The organism is Streptomyces jumonjinensis, assembly GCF_009600885.1.
Taxonomy (GTDB): Bacteria; Actinomycetota; Actinomycetes; order Streptomycetales; family Streptomycetaceae; genus Streptomyces; species Streptomyces jumonjinensis.
The window spans coordinates 1-16081 of the sequence record NZ_VCLA01000046.1 but is presented as its reverse complement, the minus strand read 5'-3'; the positions used below and the strand labels follow the sequence as shown (position 1 = coordinate 16081).

9 protein-coding genes are annotated in these 16081 nt (G+C 71.3%); 8 read left to right on the top strand and 1 reads right to left on the bottom strand.

The features are described from left to right. The 7 genes from FF041_RS06000 to FF041_RS05970 form a co-directional block, all read left to right on the top strand. Window positions 1-2035, top strand: a 2035-nt coding sequence (locus FF041_RS06000; protein WP_267133176.1) for an FtsK/SpoIIIE domain-containing protein, incomplete at its 5' end; no start/stop codon positions are given. A gap of 513 nt (window positions 2036-2548) precedes the next feature. After that, the gene (locus FF041_RS05995) at window positions 2549-3913 is read left to right on the top strand and encodes an ABC transporter substrate-binding protein (protein WP_153521347.1); all 1365 of its coding nucleotides are present in this window, start codon (window positions 2549-2551) and stop codon (window positions 3911-3913) included. A 3-nt stretch (window positions 3914-3916) separates the two neighbouring features. Beyond that, complete coding sequence (locus FF041_RS05990) at window positions 3917-5275, top strand: carbohydrate ABC transporter permease (RefSeq protein WP_153521346.1); 1359 nt, start codon at window positions 3917-3919, stop codon at window positions 5273-5275. Beyond that, window positions 5272-6153, top strand: a complete 882-nt coding sequence (locus FF041_RS05985) for a carbohydrate ABC transporter permease (protein ID WP_153483084.1) — start codon at window positions 5272-5274, stop codon at window positions 6151-6153. The genes FF041_RS05990 and FF041_RS05985 overlap by 4 nt, the downstream gene beginning before the upstream one ends. 96 nt (window positions 6154-6249) lie before the next feature. Next, a complete protein-coding gene (locus FF041_RS05980) occupies window positions 6250-7455 on the top strand; it encodes a glycosyltransferase 87 family protein (RefSeq protein WP_407698114.1) in 1206 nt (401 codons plus the stop codon). Between the two features lie 239 nt (window positions 7456-7694). After that, complete coding sequence (locus tag FF041_RS05975; RefSeq protein ID WP_323391331.1) at window positions 7695-8249, top strand: RNA polymerase sigma factor; 555 nt, start codon at window positions 7695-7697, stop codon at window positions 8247-8249. 12 nt (window positions 8250-8261) lie between these two features. Next, the gene (locus FF041_RS05970; RefSeq protein WP_153521345.1) at window positions 8262-9485 is read left to right on the top strand and encodes a CU044_5270 family protein; all 1224 of its coding nucleotides are present in this window, start codon (window positions 8262-8264) and stop codon (window positions 9483-9485) included. Window positions 9486-9917: 432 nt separating this feature from the next. On the opposite strand, the gene FF041_RS05965 is transcribed toward FF041_RS05970, so the two are convergent. Next, entirely contained in the window at window positions 9918-14903 is a 4986-nt protein-coding gene (locus FF041_RS05965) for an NAD-glutamate dehydrogenase (protein ID WP_153521344.1), read from the bottom strand. A gap of 488 nt (window positions 14904-15391) precedes the next feature. Between FF041_RS05965 and FF041_RS05960 the strand changes: the two genes are divergently transcribed. Further along, the gene (locus tag FF041_RS05960) at window positions 15392-15949 is read left to right on the top strand and encodes a DJ-1/PfpI family protein (RefSeq protein WP_153521343.1); all 558 of its coding nucleotides are present in this window, start codon (window positions 15392-15394) and stop codon (window positions 15947-15949) included. Window positions 15950-16081: the final 132 nt, after the last annotated feature.

The window sequence follows — 16081 nt, the reverse complement described above, 5'->3', positions numbered from 1 at the left end:
CTGGCCCGACCCCGCCGCCGTGCTGCTCACCGCGCTCGGCCCCGGGCCCCGGCTCTGGGAGCGCGGGCCCGGCCATCCGGAGGCGCTGGTGGTGCGCATCGGCACCGCCGACCGGGACGGGCTGCCGTCCGTGCCGGTGACGGTCGGGCTGCGGGAGGCCGGATCGCTCGGGCTCGCCGGTCCCCGGGCCAGGCTGGCCGGTCTCGCCCGGTCCGCCGTGGCCCAGCTGGCGGCGCTGCACGCGCCGTCCGAGCTGGAGATCGTGCTGATCAGCGCGGACCGGTCGCGCGGCCTGGAGGAGCGCACCGCCGACTGGTCCTGGCTCGGCTGGCTGCCCCATCTGCGGCCCGCACACGGCCAGGACTGCCGGCTGCTGCTGGCGTACGACCGGGACCAGGCCGCCGCGCGGGCGGCGGAGCTGACCCGCAGACTCGACGACGGCCCGCTGGGCCCCGGCTGGCCGAGCGCCGACCCGTCCGCCGTGGCACGCGCGGCCGAGCTGTACGACGGCCCGCGCACGGTCGTCGTCGTCGACGGGGACCCCGGCTCCGCCGCCCTGCGCGAGACCACGGCCCGGCTGGCGGGTGCGGGCCGGGCGGCCGGAATCCATCTGATAGCGCTGGCGGAGACGGCAGCCGCCTCACCGCTCTCGCCCGTGGCCGCCACCTATGAGACGGCCTGCGAGGCGTCCCTCGCCTTCCGGGAGTGCGGCGCGGTCGCGATCCTCAGCGGCGATGTGGCCACCGCGCTGCGGCTGCTGCGCACGGCGCACGGCCTGCCCGCCGGCCAGGGCACGCTGGCTGCGGTGGACGCGGTGTCGGCGGCCTGGGCCGAGCGTTTCGGACGGGCACTCGCCCCGCTGCGCACGGAGGGCTCCGGCGCCGCGGCCGACCGGGCGACGGCGCTGCCGCGTTCGGCCCGGCTGCTGGACGAGCTGGGGCTCGCCCGCGCCACCCCCGCCTCCCTGATGGCGCGCTGGGCCGCCGCGGACCGGAGCTCCGGCACGGTGGTCATCGGCGCGGGCCCGGGCGGTCCGCTCGCCGTCGATCTGGCCGTGGACGGCCCGCATCTGCTGATCGAGGGCCCGCCGGGCAGCGGCCGTACCGAACTGCTGCGGTCGATCGCCGCCTCGCTGGCCGCCGCCGGACGGCCCGACCGGATGGGGCTGCTGCTGGTCGACGGCGCGGGCTGCGGCCGTGGCGAAGGACTCGCGGCCTGTACGGAGCTGCCGCATGTCACCGAGCATCTGGTGGCGAGCGACCCGGTGCGGATGCGGGCGTTCGCCCAGGCCCTCGGCGCGGAGCTGAAGCGGCGGGCCGAGCTGCTGGGGGACGCCGCCTTCGCCGACTGGCAGGCCCGGCACCGGGTCGCGGGTCCGCGCCCGCCCTCGCCGGCCGAGCAGTTCGACGGGGCGTCGCGCGGCGATCTGGAATCCCCGCCGAGCGGAACCCTCCGGCTGCGCCCCGGCGCTCGTACGAGAGTCTCCGCCGCTCCCTCGGACCGGCAGCTGCCCCGGCTGGTGGTCCTGGTGGACGATTTCGACGCGCTGGTGGCACCGGCGCTGGGCAGTACGGGCCGTCCCTCGGCGGGCTCGGTGGTGCGGGCGCTGGAGGCCGTGGCCCGTGACGGCGGGCGGCTCGGGGTGCATCTGGTGGCGACCTCGGCCCAGCCGGAGCGTACGGCGGGCACGGAACCGGGGCGGCGGGCCCGGCTGCGGGTGGCGCTGGACGGGCCGCCTTCCCCGGCGAGTCCGGACGATCCGCTTCCGGGGCGCGGCAGGCTGAGATTTCCGGACGGCCGGGTGGTCCCCTTCCAGGGCGGTCGGGTGACGGGCCGTATTCCGCGCACGGCGACGCTGCGGCCGACGGTCGTGCCCCTGGAGTGGGAGCGTATGGGCGATCCGCCGGCCCGCCGGCCCGTGCGCGAGCTGGGCAACGGCCCCACCGATCTGGCGCTGCTGGCCAGCGCGGTGGAGCGGGCGGCACATCTGGTGGACGCGGTTCCGGTCCCTCCGCTGACACCCGCGCACTCCTGATCACGGTGGGCTGAGCGGGACGTACGGGCCCCGGACGGCCCGGTCCCGTACATCCCGCTCGCACCACCGTGCCCGTACGCCCCCGCTCGCACCACCGTGCCCGTACGCCCCTGCTCCTGCCACTGGGCCCGTACAGCACCGTCCGTACCACCGGGACCCGTACAGCCCTGCCCGTACCCCACTGGTCCCGCACGGCCCCGCCCGTACCGCCGGACCCGTACAGCCCATCAGCACCACCGAGCCCGTACGCCCGCCGCCGCCCGTACCACCGGACCCGTACGGCCCGTCCACACCACCGGCCCCGTACGGCACCGGCTCACGCCCCATGACCGCAGCCCCAGTCCGCGCACCAGAGATCATGAACGCGCCGCATCCCCACATGTCCTGACGGTTCGTCACCTCACAGAGCCATCACGAAAGGCTCTCAGGACCCCCGGTCGCTCTTGCGGGCCGCTTGGTCCGGGCAATACACCTGTCGGGCATCGGACAGCACACGGGAGAGACGGGGCCAGGATGCGTACAACCCTTCGCACAGGCAAGGCCGCGGTGGCGTTCGCCGCCATCGCGGCTCTCACCCTCGCAGGCTGTGGCGACGACGGGGGTGACGGCGGATCGGGTCCGGGCGGGGGCGCGAGCGGGGATCCGGCGGCCTCCGGGATCGAGCTGCCGAAACTGAACGGCGAGAAAGTACAGGTCGCGGCGGTCTGGAGCGGCCCCGAGCAGGAGAACTTCGTCAAGGTGCTGGACGAGTTCGAGAAACGGACCGGCGCCGAGGTCACGTTCGTCCCGGCGCAGGACCCCATCGTCGACTTCCTCGGGACGAAGATCGCGGGCGGCAGCCCGCCGGATGTGGCGATGCTGCCCCAGCCGGGGGCCATCAAGCAGGCCGTGGAGCGGAAGTGGGCCAAGCCGGTGGGCGCGGCGGCCAAAGCCGAGCTGGCGAAGAACTACTCGCCGGGCTGGCGGAAGACCGGGCAGGTCGACGGCGAGCAGTACGGCGTCTACTACAAGGCGGCCAATAAATCGCTGATCTGGTACAACAACGCCGCCTTCGAGAACGCGGGGGCGCAGGTGCCGAAGACCTGGAAGGACTTCCTGGCGACCGCCGAGACGATCTCCGCCTCGGGCGTCACCCCCGTCTCGGTGGCGGGCGCGGACGGCTGGACGCTCACCGACTGGTTCGAGAACGTCTATCTCTCCCAGGCAGGCCCGGACCGCTACGACCAGCTCGCCCGGCATGAGCTCAAGTGGACCGACGCCTCGGTGAAGAAGGCGCTGACCACACTCGCCGAGCTGTTCGGCGACCCCTCCCTGATCGCGGGCGGCGCGGACGGCGCGCTCCAGACGGAGTTCCCGGCCTCCGTCACCCAGACCTTCACCGGCGGCGACCAGCCCAAGGGCGCGATGGTGTTCGAGGGCGATTTCGTGACGGTCAACATCGCCCAGACCGACGCGAAGATCGGCACGGACGCGAAGGTGTTCCCCTTCCCGGCGGTCGACGGCAAACCCCCGGTGGTCACGGGCGGCGACGCGGCCGTGGCGCTGAAGGACAGCAAGGGCGCGCAGGCGCTGCTGACCTTCCTCGCCTCCCCCGACGCGGCGGCGATCCAGGCCAGGGCGGGCGGATTCCTCTCCCCGAACAAGTCGCTCGATCTGGCCGCGTACCCCAATGACGTACTGCGCGACATCGCCAAGGCGCTGATCGACGCGGGCGACGACTTCCGTTTCGACATGTCGGACCAGATGCCGCAGTCGTTCGGGGGGACACCGGGGAAAGGGTTCTGGAAAGTTCTTCAGGATTTCCTGAAGAACCCCAAGGACATCGCGGGCACCCAGCGGGCGCTGGAGTCGGCCGCCGCCAAGGCGTACAAGAGCTGACGGATGGCCGCCCCGACGACAGCGGGGGGCCCGGTGCGCCCGGGTCCCCCCGCCGCCAAGCGCAAGAGCCTGACCGGCACTCGTATGACCATCGCGGCCGGCTTTCTGCTGCCCGCGCTGGCGCTGCTGGGCGCGCTCGTGGTCTACCCGATCGGATACTCCGTCTACCGGTCGTTCTTCGACCGGTCGGGCAGCGGATTCGCGGGCTTCGACAACTACATGGAGATGTTCACCGACGACACCATCTTCACGGCGGTGCGGAACAACGCCGTCTGGGTGCTGGTGGCCCCCGCCGTCGCCACGGCGCTGGGGCTGATCTTCGCCGTGCTGACCGAGCGGGTCCGCTGGGGCACGGCGTTCAAGCTGATCGTCTTCATGCCCATGGCGATCTCGATGCTGGCGGCGGGCATCATCTTCCGGCTGGTGTACGAGCAGGACCCGGAGCGGGGCGTCGCGAACGCGGTCTGGGTCGGTGTGCACGACACGTTCGCCGAGTCGGCGGGCTTCCCGAGGGCACGCCCGCTGCCGGCGCATCCGCTGAAGGCGGGCGGCGACGGCTCGTACGTCACCAAGGAGCCGGTGAGCGCGGCGAGCGGGGCGAGCGGGGTGTCGCTGCCGCTGGTCGGGGTGGCGCCCGCGAAGATGCCGTCGGACGCCCGGCCCGCGAGAAAGGCGGCGCCCGCCGAGGGGCGGATCACGGGTACGGCGTGGCTGGACTTCACCCGGGGCGGCGGCGGGAGCCCCAATGTCATCGACGCACAGGAGCTGGGGCTCAAGGGCCTTGAGATCGAGGCCGTCCGGGACGGAGAGGTCGTCGCCTCGGCGCGGGCGGGCGCGGACGGCGTCTTCTCGCTGCCCGCTTCGGCGGAGGGGGCCGTGCTGAGGCTGCCCGCGGAGAATTTCCGGGAGCCGTACAACGGGGTGAACTGGCTCGGTCCGACGCTGGTGACCCCGGCGATCATCGGCAGCTATGTCTGGATGTGGGCCGGTTTCGCGATGGTGCTGATCGCGGCGGGGCTGGCGAGCGTGCCCCGTGAACTCCTCGAAGCGGCACGGATCGACGGCGCGAACGAGTGGCAGGTCTTCCGCCGGGTGACGGTGCCGCTGCTGGCTCCGGTGCTCGCGGTGGTGCTGGTCACGCTGATGATCAACGTACTGAAGATCTTCGATCTGGTGTACATCATCGCGCCGGGGTCGGCCCAGGACGACGCGAACGTCCTGGCGCTTCAGCTGTACCGGTCGTCGTTCGGAACGGATACCCATCTGGGCGTGGGCAGCGCGATCGCGGTGCTGCTGCTGGTGCTGGTGATTCCGGTGATGCTCTTCAACATCCGGCGTATGCGAAGGGAGGGTCGCCGATGACCACGACGGACGGTGCGGTGAGGGCGAAGCGGTCGCTCCCGTCGCGGATCGCGGCACGCGCCGGCGGCGGCGCCATGCGGGTGTTCCTGGTACTGGTGGGCCTGTTCTGGCTGATGCCCGCGTTCGGTCTGCTGATCTCCTCGCTGCGGGATCCGGCGGATATCGCGGAGAGCGGCTGGTGGCAGGTGTTCAGCGCGCCGGGCCGGCTGACGGCGGAGAACTACGAGCGGCTGCTGGCGAACGAGGCCGTCAGGGACTCGCTCTGGGCGAGTGTGATGATCACGGTCCCGGCGACGGTGCTGGTGGTGGTGATCGGGGCGCTGGCGGGTTACGCCTTCGCGTGGATGGAGTTCCCGGGCCGCGACTGGTGGTTCATGCTGGTGGTCGCGTTGCTGGTGGTGCCGGTGCAGGTGGCGCTGGTGCCGGTGTCGAAGCTGTTCGGCGCGATCGGGATCTTCGAGACGACGCTCGGGGTGATCCTGTTCCATGTGGCGTTCGGCCTGCCGTTCGCGATCTTTCTGCTGCGGAACTTCTTCGCGGAGATCCCGAGGGAGCTGCTGGAGGCGGCACGGCTGGACGGCGCGGGCGAGCTGCGGCTGTTCACCCGGGTGGCGATGCCGCTGGGGGCGCCGGCGATCGCGTCGCTGGGGATCTTCCAGTTTCTGTGGGTGTGGAACGACATGCTGGTGGCGCTGATCTTCGCGGACTCCCAGAGCGCGCCGATCACGGTGGCCTTGCAGCGGCAGGTGCGGCAGTTCGGGAACAACATCGATGTGCTGGCGCCGGGGGCGTTCGTGTCGATGGTGATTCCGCTGGCGGTGTTCTTCGCCTTCCAGAAGCACTTTGTGTCGGGGGTGATGGCGGGGGCGGTGAAATAGCCGGCCCGGGGGCCTCATACGGGGCGTTCCCACGAGGCGTTCCCACGGGGGAGAAATGTCGGGAAATAACCCCAAAGCGCACTACAGTTCCGACCGATGACGCCCCCTTGGTACGCCTCACTCCAGCCCGCCCGCTCCCCGGGCCCCGTCGGGACCGGGCTCCGGCATGCCCTCGCGCTGGCCGCCGTCTGGACAGCCACCCGCACCGGAATGCTCGTCCTGCTCGTCATCGACCGGATCGGCGACTCGGGGGTGGCCGGTGAGGTGCACCAGCTCTACCGCGGCTGGTACGACCAGCTCGTCCACGGGGTCTTCCCGCTGGGAGACGCCACCTGGCAGTACCCCCCGGGCGCGGCGATCGTCTTCCTCTCCCCCGCCGCGCTGCCGTGGCTGACGTACTTCCAGGCGTTCGTCGCCCTGGTGCTGCTGGCCGACGCGGTCGTCACCGCCGCTCTGGCGCGGGCGGGCGTACGGGGAGCCTGGTTCTGGGTCTGCGGACTGCCCCTGCTGCTGAATCTGCCGCTGGCCCGCTATGACGTGCCCGTCACCGCAGTCGCCGTACTCGCCCTGCTCACGCTGCGCGGACGGCCGCATCTGGGCGGTGCGCTCGCCGGGATCGGCGCGCTGATCAAGGTGTGGCCGCTGCTCACGATCCTGGGGACGCCCCGGGGGCGTACGACACGCACCGTCTGGGGCTCGGCGGTCGCGGCGGTCGCGGTGCTGACCGCCGTACTGCTGACCGGTTTCAGCCATCCCCTGGACTTTCTGCGGCAGCAGGGCGCGCGGGGGGTGCAGATCGAGTCACTGGGCGGGACCGCGCTTCAGCTGGCCGGGCGGTGGGGCTGGTCGGGGGAGGTCGGATACCAGTACGGGGCCTTCGAGTTCACCGGCCCGTATGTCTCCAGCGTGGCGCGGCTCTCGCTGGCGCTGAGCCTGGGGGCGCTGTGCTGGCTGGTGCTGTGGCGGATCCGGGCCCGCCGCTGGGGTCCGGCCACCCCGTACGACGCCGCGCTCGCCGCCGTACTGCTCTTCACGGTCACCAGCCGGGTCATCAGCCCGCAGTATCTGATCTGGCTGATCGGACTGGCCGCGGTCTGTCTGACCTCCCGGCACACCACCCAGCGGCCGGTCGCGCTGCTGATGGCGCCCGCGGCCGTGCTGAGCGCGCTCGTGTTCCCGCTGCTGTACGACGAGGTCGTCCACGGCACCACGCTCGGCTGTCTGCTGATGGTGCTGCGCAACGGTCTGCTGCTCACGGCGGCCGTGGTGTCCTGCCGCCGGCTCTGGGCGGCGACCGTCTGACGCGGCGGCTCGGGCGGGAGCCCGCCTGCTGTCCTCCGCTCGCGGGCACCTGCTGGTCTGCGCCCGCTGCTCGCCGTCCGGCACAGTACGTTCCGGGCTGCGGCACGGTTTTCCCGGTCGGGTTTCCGGTCGGGTTTCCGGTCGGGTTTCCGGTCGGGTTTCCGGTCGGCTGTAACGATCGCCCCCGCCGCACCACTTCTCCATGACAGGAGAAACCCAAGGGGACGGAGGTGCCGGCGGTGTCAGATGAAGCGGACCGCTTCACCGCGGTGTACGACGCCTGCCGCGGGCGTGTATGGGCCTACGCGGTCAGCAGAGCCGGGCGGCAGATCGCCGACGAGGTGGTGAGCGAGACCTTCGTCATCGCCTGGCGACGGCGGGCGGAGCTACCCCGCACACCCCTGCCCTGGCTGCTGGGCGTGGCCCGCAATGTGCTGCGTGACACGGTGCGCGCCGAGGTCAGACGCGAGTCGCTCGCCGCCGAGTTCGGCGAGTGGACCGAACGGTCCGCCCAGGGCAGCGCGGGCGATATCGCCGACGACGTCACGGACCGCAATGCGCTGCTGAGGGCCCTCGCGACACTGCCCGAAGACGACCGCGAGGTGCTGATCCTCGCCGCCTGGCACGGACTCGCGCCGGCCGAGGCGGCGAAAGTCGTCGGCTGCTCGGCGACGGCGATGCGGGTGCGGCTGCACCGGGCCCGCAGACGGCTCACCCGGGCCGTCGACGCCGCCGTGCCCCCGCCGGCCTCCGCCGCGCGCCCCCGGGTTCGGCTCGTACAAGAAGAAGTGTGAGGAATGGACCGGATGAAACACGACATCATGCGGCGGCTGGCGGATGCCCGCCCGGCGCGGCTGGACCCCGGTGCGCCGGTCGGCGACGAGGTCAGGACGGCCGAGCTGGCCATGGCGATGCGGGAGGCGGACGCCGCCCCGTCCGCCGCCGCCCGCCCGGCACGGACCCCGGCGCGGACCCCGGCCCGGCCCTGGCTGCGCCCCCGGTGGGGCGTCGGCCTGGTCTCCGCGGCTGCCGCTGCCGCCGCGATCGCGGTGACGCTGGCCCCGGCGGACGGCGGGTCCGGCCCGGACGGTACGGCCGCCTCCGCCGGGCAGGACCTGCTGCTCACCGCCGCCGCGCGGGTGGAGGCGGCGGACGGCACGGCGGGCCAAGGCGCGTTCTGGTACCAGAAGGAGCGCTACGGCTCGCTGCACCAGGTACCCGGCGCGGACGGGCAGCCGGGCTATGTCATCGACGACCGGCACGATTCCCAGGACTGGCTGGCCCAGGACGCGAAGAAGCGCTGGTCCCGGTCGGACGGCGTCGGCGCCCGACCGGCGTCGGAGAAGGACGAGACGGCCTGGCGGAAGGCGGGCTCGCCCAAGCGGTGGGACACCGCCGGCGGCCTCAGCTATGAGGGCGCCGGGCTCATCACCCAGGACGCTCCCGGCGGGAACGGGGACACCATGCCCATGGGGGAGGTCCAGATCGCGGAGCTGAGAGAGCTGCCGACCGAGGCGAAGGCCCTGCGTGAACGGCTGCACGAGCTGGTCGACAAGGAGTACAACGCCCCGGACGCCGTGATGCAGGGGCTGATCCGGGCCAAGGCGGTCGAGATCGCCGTCCATCTGCCCTCGGGTCCGGAGCTGCGCGCCGCCGCCTACCGGCTGCTCGCCGCCGAGCCCGGGGTACGCGACCTGGGAAAGATCAAGGACCACTCCGGCCGCGAGGGCTACGGCGTGGCGATCCCGTACGAGAAGACGGACATCGAGCTGAGGATCGTCCTCGACACCCGGACCGGTGCTCCGCTCGGCACCCTCACCGCCACCACCGATGCGCACGACGGCTGGCCCAAGGGCGCGACCATCAGGTATACGACCAATCTCGGCCAGAATTGGACGGACACTCCTCCTCCGTTCACCGAGGACAAGCAGCCGGAGGCGGACACTCCGCCGCCGGGCCCCGGGCCGGACCTGGACGCTCGGCCGGTTGACGCGCCGGATGCGGCCGAGTCCGCCGGTACGTCCGGCTGACCAGCGCCACCGCGCCACCGCGCCACCGCGCCGAACAGCCCGTAGCCGAAGACTCCCGGAACAGCCCAGTGCGACCGGACGACCCACGGGGGGTCGGTCGCCCCTAGGGCCCGGGTCCGGGGTCCGGCATGAGCGGACGCGCCGCGCCTCCGGCGAACGGCCCACGCCCCTGATATCTGCCACGCCCCCTGTCGGCAGCAGGGCCGGGACCGTATCCGCCGCCGTCGCACCGCCCATGACCGGGCATCGGCGCCGTCCCGCGGGGAACGGCTCCCCTTCCACACCGCACCGGATTCGGAACTGACCAATCCGAAGCAAGCCGGCCTGCTGTGGAACGAGCCGGGCGGGACAGTGCCGAGCAGGGGTCCGCCGCCTTCCCAGGCGGCGGGCCCCGCTCACATGACCACTAGCTGCTGCGTACGCAGCTGACCGCTAGCTGTGCGTACGCAGCAGCTGCCGCATCGTCCGCATCGCCACGGACAGATTCGCCAGGTCGAAGGTGTCCGACCCCTGGATCTCGTCCAGCGTCGCCCGCGCCCGGGACAGGATCGAGACGTTGTTCTCCTCCCAGGTCTTGAAGCGCTCCTCGGGAGTCGACTCGCCGTTGCCGACCGAGAGCAGATCCGCCGTCAGCATCGCATGCGCCGCGTACAGATCCTCACGGATGGAGGCACGGGCCATCGACTGCCAGCGGTCGGCTCTCGGCAGCTCGATGATCCGGTCCATCAGCTGGGTGATCCGCAGCCGGTCGGCGAGGTCGTAGTACACCTCGGCGACCGCCATCGGGTCCTTCTTCGTACGGTCGGCGATCGCGACGATGTCGAGCGTCGGGAACGCCGAGGAGAACCCGGCCACCCGCATCGCCAGCTCCTCGGGCACGCCCGCCTCGGACAGCTCCTGATGGATGCCCTGGTACCACTCCAGGTCCGCGCCGCGCAGCATCTTCGGCAGCTCGCCCCAGACCTGCTCGACGCGGTCGCCGAAGAACTCCACGGTCTCGGCGAGCCGCAGCGGCTGCGGACGGTTGCCCAGCAGCCAGCGGGTGCCGCGCTCGACCAGCCGGCGCGAGTGCAGCCGGATACGGGTCTGGACATCGGCCGCGACCTGGTTGTCCAGGGCCTCGACCGCGTCCCACACCGCGTTGAGACCGAAGATCTCACGGGCGGCGGTCTGCGCCCGCACGACCTCCTCGATCGACGCGCCCGTCTCCTCCCGCAGCCGGTGCAGGAAGGTCGAGCCACCGGTGTTGACGGTGTCGTTGACCAGAACGGTCGTGATGATCTCGCGGCGCAGCGCATGACCGTCGACGGCGTCGCGGAAGTTCTCCAGCAGCGGCTTGGGGAAGTACGCGTGCAGCAGCCTGGTCAGATACGGGTCATCGGGCAGGCTGGTCCGGATCAGCTCATCCGCCACCGTGATCTTGGTGTACGCGAGCAGCACGGCCAGCTCGGGCTGGCTCATGCCCTTGCCGTTGTTGAGGAGCTCACGGATCTGCCGGTCGTTCGGCAGGAACTCCAGCGCCCGGTCGAGCGCCCCGTCCCGGCCGAGCCGCCGCATGAAGCGCTGGTGGGCGTGGAGGAGGGAGGGCGACTGGGCGACGGCGTTGCTGAGGGCGACGTTCTGCGCGTAGTTGTTGCGCAGCACCAGGGTGCCGACCTCGTCGGTCATCTTCGCGAGCAGCAGATTGCGCTGCTTGACGGTGAGGTCGCCGTCTGTGACCAGGGCGTTGAGCAGGATCTTGATGTTCACCTCGTGGTCGGAGGTGTCCACGCCCGCGCTGTTGTCGATGGCGTCGGTGTTGACCCGGCCGCCGGTGCGGTCGAACTCGATCCGGCCCAGCTGGGTCAGCCCGAGGTTGCCGCCCTCGCCGACGACCTTGGCCCGCAGCTCGTCGCCGTTGACGCGGATGGCGTCGTTGGCCTTGTCGCCGACGTCCGCGTTGGATTCGGTGGACGCCTTGACATAGGTGCCGATGCCGCCGTTCCACAGCAGGTCCACGGGGGCCTGGAGGATCGCCTTCATCAGTTCGGCGGGGGTCAGCTTGGAGGTCCCTGCCTCGATGCCCAGCGCCTTGCGCATATGCGCGTTGACGGGGATCGACTTGGCGGTACGGGGGTGGATGCCGCCGCCCGCGGAGAGCAGCTCCTTGCTGTAGTCGGCCCAGCTGGAGCGCGGCAGCTCGAAGAGCCGGCGGCGCTCGGCGTAGGAGGCGGCCGCGTCGGGGTTGGGGTCGATGAAGATATGGCGGTGGTCGAAGGCGGCGACCAGCCGGATGTGCTCGCTGAGCAGCATGCCGTTGCCGAAGACGTCGCCGGACATGTCACCGACGCCGACGACGGTGAAGTCCTCGGTCTGGGTGTCGTGGCCGAGCTCGCGGAAGTGACGCTTGACCGACTCCCAGGCGCCACGGGCGGTGATGCCCATGCCCTTGTGGTCGTATCCGGCGGAGCCGCCGGAGGCGAAGGCGTCGCCGAGCCAGAAGTCGTAGGAGACGGCGACTTCGTTGGCGATGTCGGAGAAGGAGGCGGTGCCCTTGTCGGCCGCGACGACGAGATAGGTGTCGTCCTCGTCATGGCGTACGACGCCGGCGGGCGGTACGACCTCGCCGCCCACCAGGTTGTCGGTGATGTCGAGCAGCGCGGAGATGAAGATCTTGTAGCAGGCGATGCCCTCGGCGAGCCAGGCGTCCCGGTCCAGGGAGGGGTCCGGGAGCTGCTTGGCGACGAAGCCGCCCTTGGCGCCGACCGGCACGATCACGGTGTTCTTGACCATCTGCGCCTTGACCAGGCCCAGGATCTCGGTGCGGAAGTCCTCCCGCCGGTCGGACCAGCGCAGTCCGCCGCGCGCGACCTTGCCGAAGCGCAGATGCACGCCTTCGACCCGCGGGGAGTAGACCCAGATCTCGTACGCCGGGCGGGGCGCGGGGAGATCCGGGATGGCCTGCGGGTCGAACTTCATCGACACATAGCCGTGGTGTGCCCCGGCGGTGGCGCTCCGGTCCGTCGTACCGCTTCCGCCGCCGGCGCTCTGGAAGTAGTTGGTGCGCAGAGTGGCCTTGATGACGGTGAGGAAGGAGCGCAGGATGCGGTCCTCGTCGAGGCTGGCGACCTGGTCGAGCGCGCCGTCCAGCTCTTCGAGCAGGCCGTCGATCAGCTCGGTGCCCGCGCTCTGGCGCTCGGGGGACATCCGGGCTTCGAAGAGGGAGATCAGCAGCCGGGTGGTGTGGACATTCGTACGGAGAGTGTCCTCCATGTAGTCCTGGCTGAAGGGGGATCCGGCCTGGCGCAGATACTTGGCGTAGGCGCGCAGCACCATCGCCTGCCGCCAGTTCAGGCCCGCGCCCAGCACCAGCGAGTTGAAGCCGTCGTTCTCCGCTTCACCGGTCCATACGGCGGCGAACGCGTCCTGGAACCGCTCCCGGGCGTCGTCGCCGAGGTAGTCGCCGTTGCCCGCGCTCGGGGGCATCCGCAGACCGAAGTCGTAGATCCAGGCGAGAGAGCGGTCCGCGCAGCGCAGTTCGTACGGCCGCTCGTCGACGACCTCGCAGCCGAGCCGCTGGAGCACGGGCAGCACGGCGGAGAGGGAGACCTGCTCGCCGGTGCGGTAGATCTTGAAACGGCGCTCGCCCGGGCCGGCGCCGACCGGCTCGTAGAGGGAGAGGGAGAAGTTCCGGCCGGAGTTGGTCAGGGCTTCGAGGTGGACCAGATCGGCGACGGCGGAGCGCGGCGAGTGGTCGGCCTTGTAACCCTCGGGGAAGGCGTTGCCGTAGAGGCGGAGCAGCTCGGCGGCGTGCTCCTCGCCGAGCTCGGAGTTGAGCGCGTCGGCGAAGCCGTCGGCCCAGGAGCGGGCGGCGTCGACGAGCCGGGCCTCGATGCGCTCGGTGTCGGCGTCGGTCAGATGCGGCAGCTCGGTGCCTGCGGGGACCCGGACGACGAAGTGAATACGGGAGAGAATCGATTCGGTGTTCCACGCGGTGAAGTCGACGCTGGTGCCGCCGAGCTCCTCCTTGAGGATGTCGATCAGCCGCAGCCGGACGCCGGTGGTGTAGCGGTCGCGCGGCAGATAGACGAGGGCGGAGTAGTAGCGGCCGTATTCGTCCTGGCGCAGATAGAGCCGCAGCCGCCGGCGCTCCTGGAGGTAGAGCACGCTGGTGACGATGGAGCGGAGCTGGTCGACGGGTGTCTGGAACAGCTCGTCGCGCGGGTAGGTCTCCAGGATCTGGAGCAGATCGCGGCCGTCGTGGCTGTTGGGCGAGAAGCCCGCGCCGTCGAGGACCTCGGCGACCTTGCGGCGGATGACGGGCACCCGGCGGACGGACTCCGTGTACGCGGCGGACGAGAAGAGGCCGAGGAAGCGGCGCTCGCCGATGACATTGCCCTCGGCGTCGAACTTCTTGACGCCCACATAGTCGAGATAGCTGGGCCGGTGCACGGTGGCGCGGCTGTTGGCCTTGGTGAGGACGAGCAGCTTGTGCTCGCGGGCCTTGGCGCGGGCGTCGGCGGGCAGCCGGCTGAAGGACGGGCTGACCGGGTGGTCCTCGTCCTCGCTGTGGTGCGGGTCGGAGCGGAGGATGCCGAGGCCGGTGCCGGGGACGGCGGCCAGCGCGTCGGTCCCGGTGAGCTCGTACTCCCGGTATCCGAGGAAGGTGAAGTGGTCGGCGGCGAGCCAGCGCAGCAGCTCGCGGGCCTCCTCCACCTCCTGGTCGAGCAGATCGGCGGCGATCGGCTCCTTGGGCAGCTCGTCGGCGATGCGCAGCGCGGCGTCGCGCATCTTCTCCCAGTCCTCGACGGCCTCGCGCACATCGGAGAGGACCCGCAGCAGATCGGAGGTGATCTGCTTGAGATCGGCTCGGTCGGTCTCCCGGTCGATCTCGACATGGATCCAGGACTCGACCAGGGCGTCGTGCGGAAGGGCCTTGGCGGCCCTGGCGCGCTTGCCGTTCTTGTCGGAGTGCAGCACCTCGATGAGCTTGCCGGTCACATCGCGGCGGACGGTGACCTGCGGGTGGATCACCACATGGATGCCACGGCTCTGCCGGGAGAGCTCATTGGTGACCGAGTCGACGAGGAAGGGCATGTCGTCGGTGACGACCTCGACGACGGAGTGGCTGCACGTCCAGCCGTTCTCCTCGACGGTGGGGGTGTGGACCCTCACATTGGCCGTGCCCTGGGGGCGGTTCTCCCCCAGCCGGTAGTGGGAGAGCGCCGCTCCGTAGACGTCGACCGGGTCCCGGTCGGCGAGGTCCTCGGGGGCGGTGTGCAGGTAGTAGCGCTGGAGGTAGCCGAGGAGGGTGTCCTGGTCCGGACGCCGCCCCGGCTCGTCCCCGGTGGGAAGGTGCCCCCCACCTGGACTGTTCTCAGCTACCCGGGCCGCCCGTGCGAGCAGCTCGGCCTTGGCTTCGTCCAGCTTGGTCTGCATGTCCTCTGGCTCCTGTCGCGCGCCGTTGCGTGACGTAGGTGGAAGGTGCGACGCAACGCCACGACACGGGGTGTCTGGTCTGCTCCGACGTTATGTCGCGATGAGAGTCGCCCGGGCCGCAACCGACGAATATCGGTGATGGGGCCGGAGCGGGGGAATCAGCGATGGCCCGGCCGCTGTGGCGTTCCGGGCGCAGGCCGGGGGCTTCGCTGCCCCCAGGGCGTATCGCACTGATCACTGCTCCAGGCTATCGCCCCGCGCCCCCGAACCGTCATGAGCCTTATGTGTACAAAAGCGGGCCGGGAAGTTTGACACTCTGCACAGCGACACAGGCCCTCTTGGCAAAGGAGCCCTTCGCGGTGCAGGTTGGCGGTGACGGCGCACGGCCGTCCGCGGCGGGTTCCGCTCCGCCTCAGAGCCTCCTCATCTCCGGTTCCGCGGGGTACTCCGGTCGGAGTACTCCGGCCCTTCATCCACCAGGAGCAGCGATGACAACCAAGGTCCTGATCGTCACCGGCGACGCAGCCGAGTCGCTCGAAGTCCTCTACCCGTATCAGCGGCTGCTCGAAGAGGGGTACGAGGTCCATATCGCGGCTCCCGCCCGTAAGAAGCTCCAGTTCGTGGTGCATGACTTCGAACCGGGGTTCGACACCTATACGGAGAAGCCGGGCTACACCTGGCCCGCCGACCTGGCCTTCTCCGAGGTCGATCCCGGCCAGTACACGGCGCTGATCATTCCGGGCGGGCGGGCCCCGGAGTATCTGCGCAACGACCCGGAGCTGCGCAAGATCATGAAGGCGTTCTTCGACGCGGACAAGCCGGTGGCCCAGATCTGCCACGGCCCGCTGCTGACGGCGGCGATCGGCGGCCTGGAGGGCCGCAGGGTCACCGCCTATCCGGCCCTGGAGCTGGACATGCAGGCGGCCGGAGCGAGCTTCCAGGACGCGGAGGCGGTGGTGGACGGCACCCTGGTCTCCTCCCGCGCCTGGCCGGACCACCCGGCCTGGATGCGGGAGTTCCTGAAGGTGCTCCGGGCGAAGGGCTGAGCGCCGAGGGCGGAGTGCCGAGGACGGCCCCCGCCGAAGGGACGGCCTCCTGCTGAAGGGCGGCGACGGCTGAGGAGGTCGCCCCGGGCGCAGGTGCTGGCGGCTGGCGGCTGGCGGCTGGCGGCTGGCGGC

Coding starts and splice junctions, on each gene's coding strand:
- FF041_RS05995 (WP_153521347.1), top strand. CDS start 2,549: ATGCGTACAACCCTTCGCACAGGCAAGGCCGCGGTGGCGTTCGCCGCC.
- FF041_RS05990 (WP_153521346.1), top strand. CDS start 3,917: ATGGCCGCCCCGACGACAGCGGGGGGCCCGGTGCGCCCGGGTCCCCCC.
- FF041_RS05985 (WP_153483084.1), top strand. CDS start 5,272: ATGACCACGACGGACGGTGCGGTGAGGGCGAAGCGGTCGCTCCCGTCG.
- FF041_RS05980 (WP_407698114.1), top strand. CDS start 6,250: ATGACGCCCCCTTGGTACGCCTCACTCCAGCCCGCCCGCTCCCCGGGC.
- FF041_RS05970 (WP_153521345.1), top strand. CDS start 8,262: ATGAAACACGACATCATGCGGCGGCTGGCGGATGCCCGCCCGGCGCGG.
- FF041_RS05965 (WP_153521344.1), bottom strand. CDS start 14,903: ATGCAGACCAAGCTGGACGAAGCCAAGGCCGAGCTGCTCGCACGGGCG.
- FF041_RS05960 (WP_153521343.1), top strand. CDS start 15,392: ATGACAACCAAGGTCCTGATCGTCACCGGCGACGCAGCCGAGTCGCTC.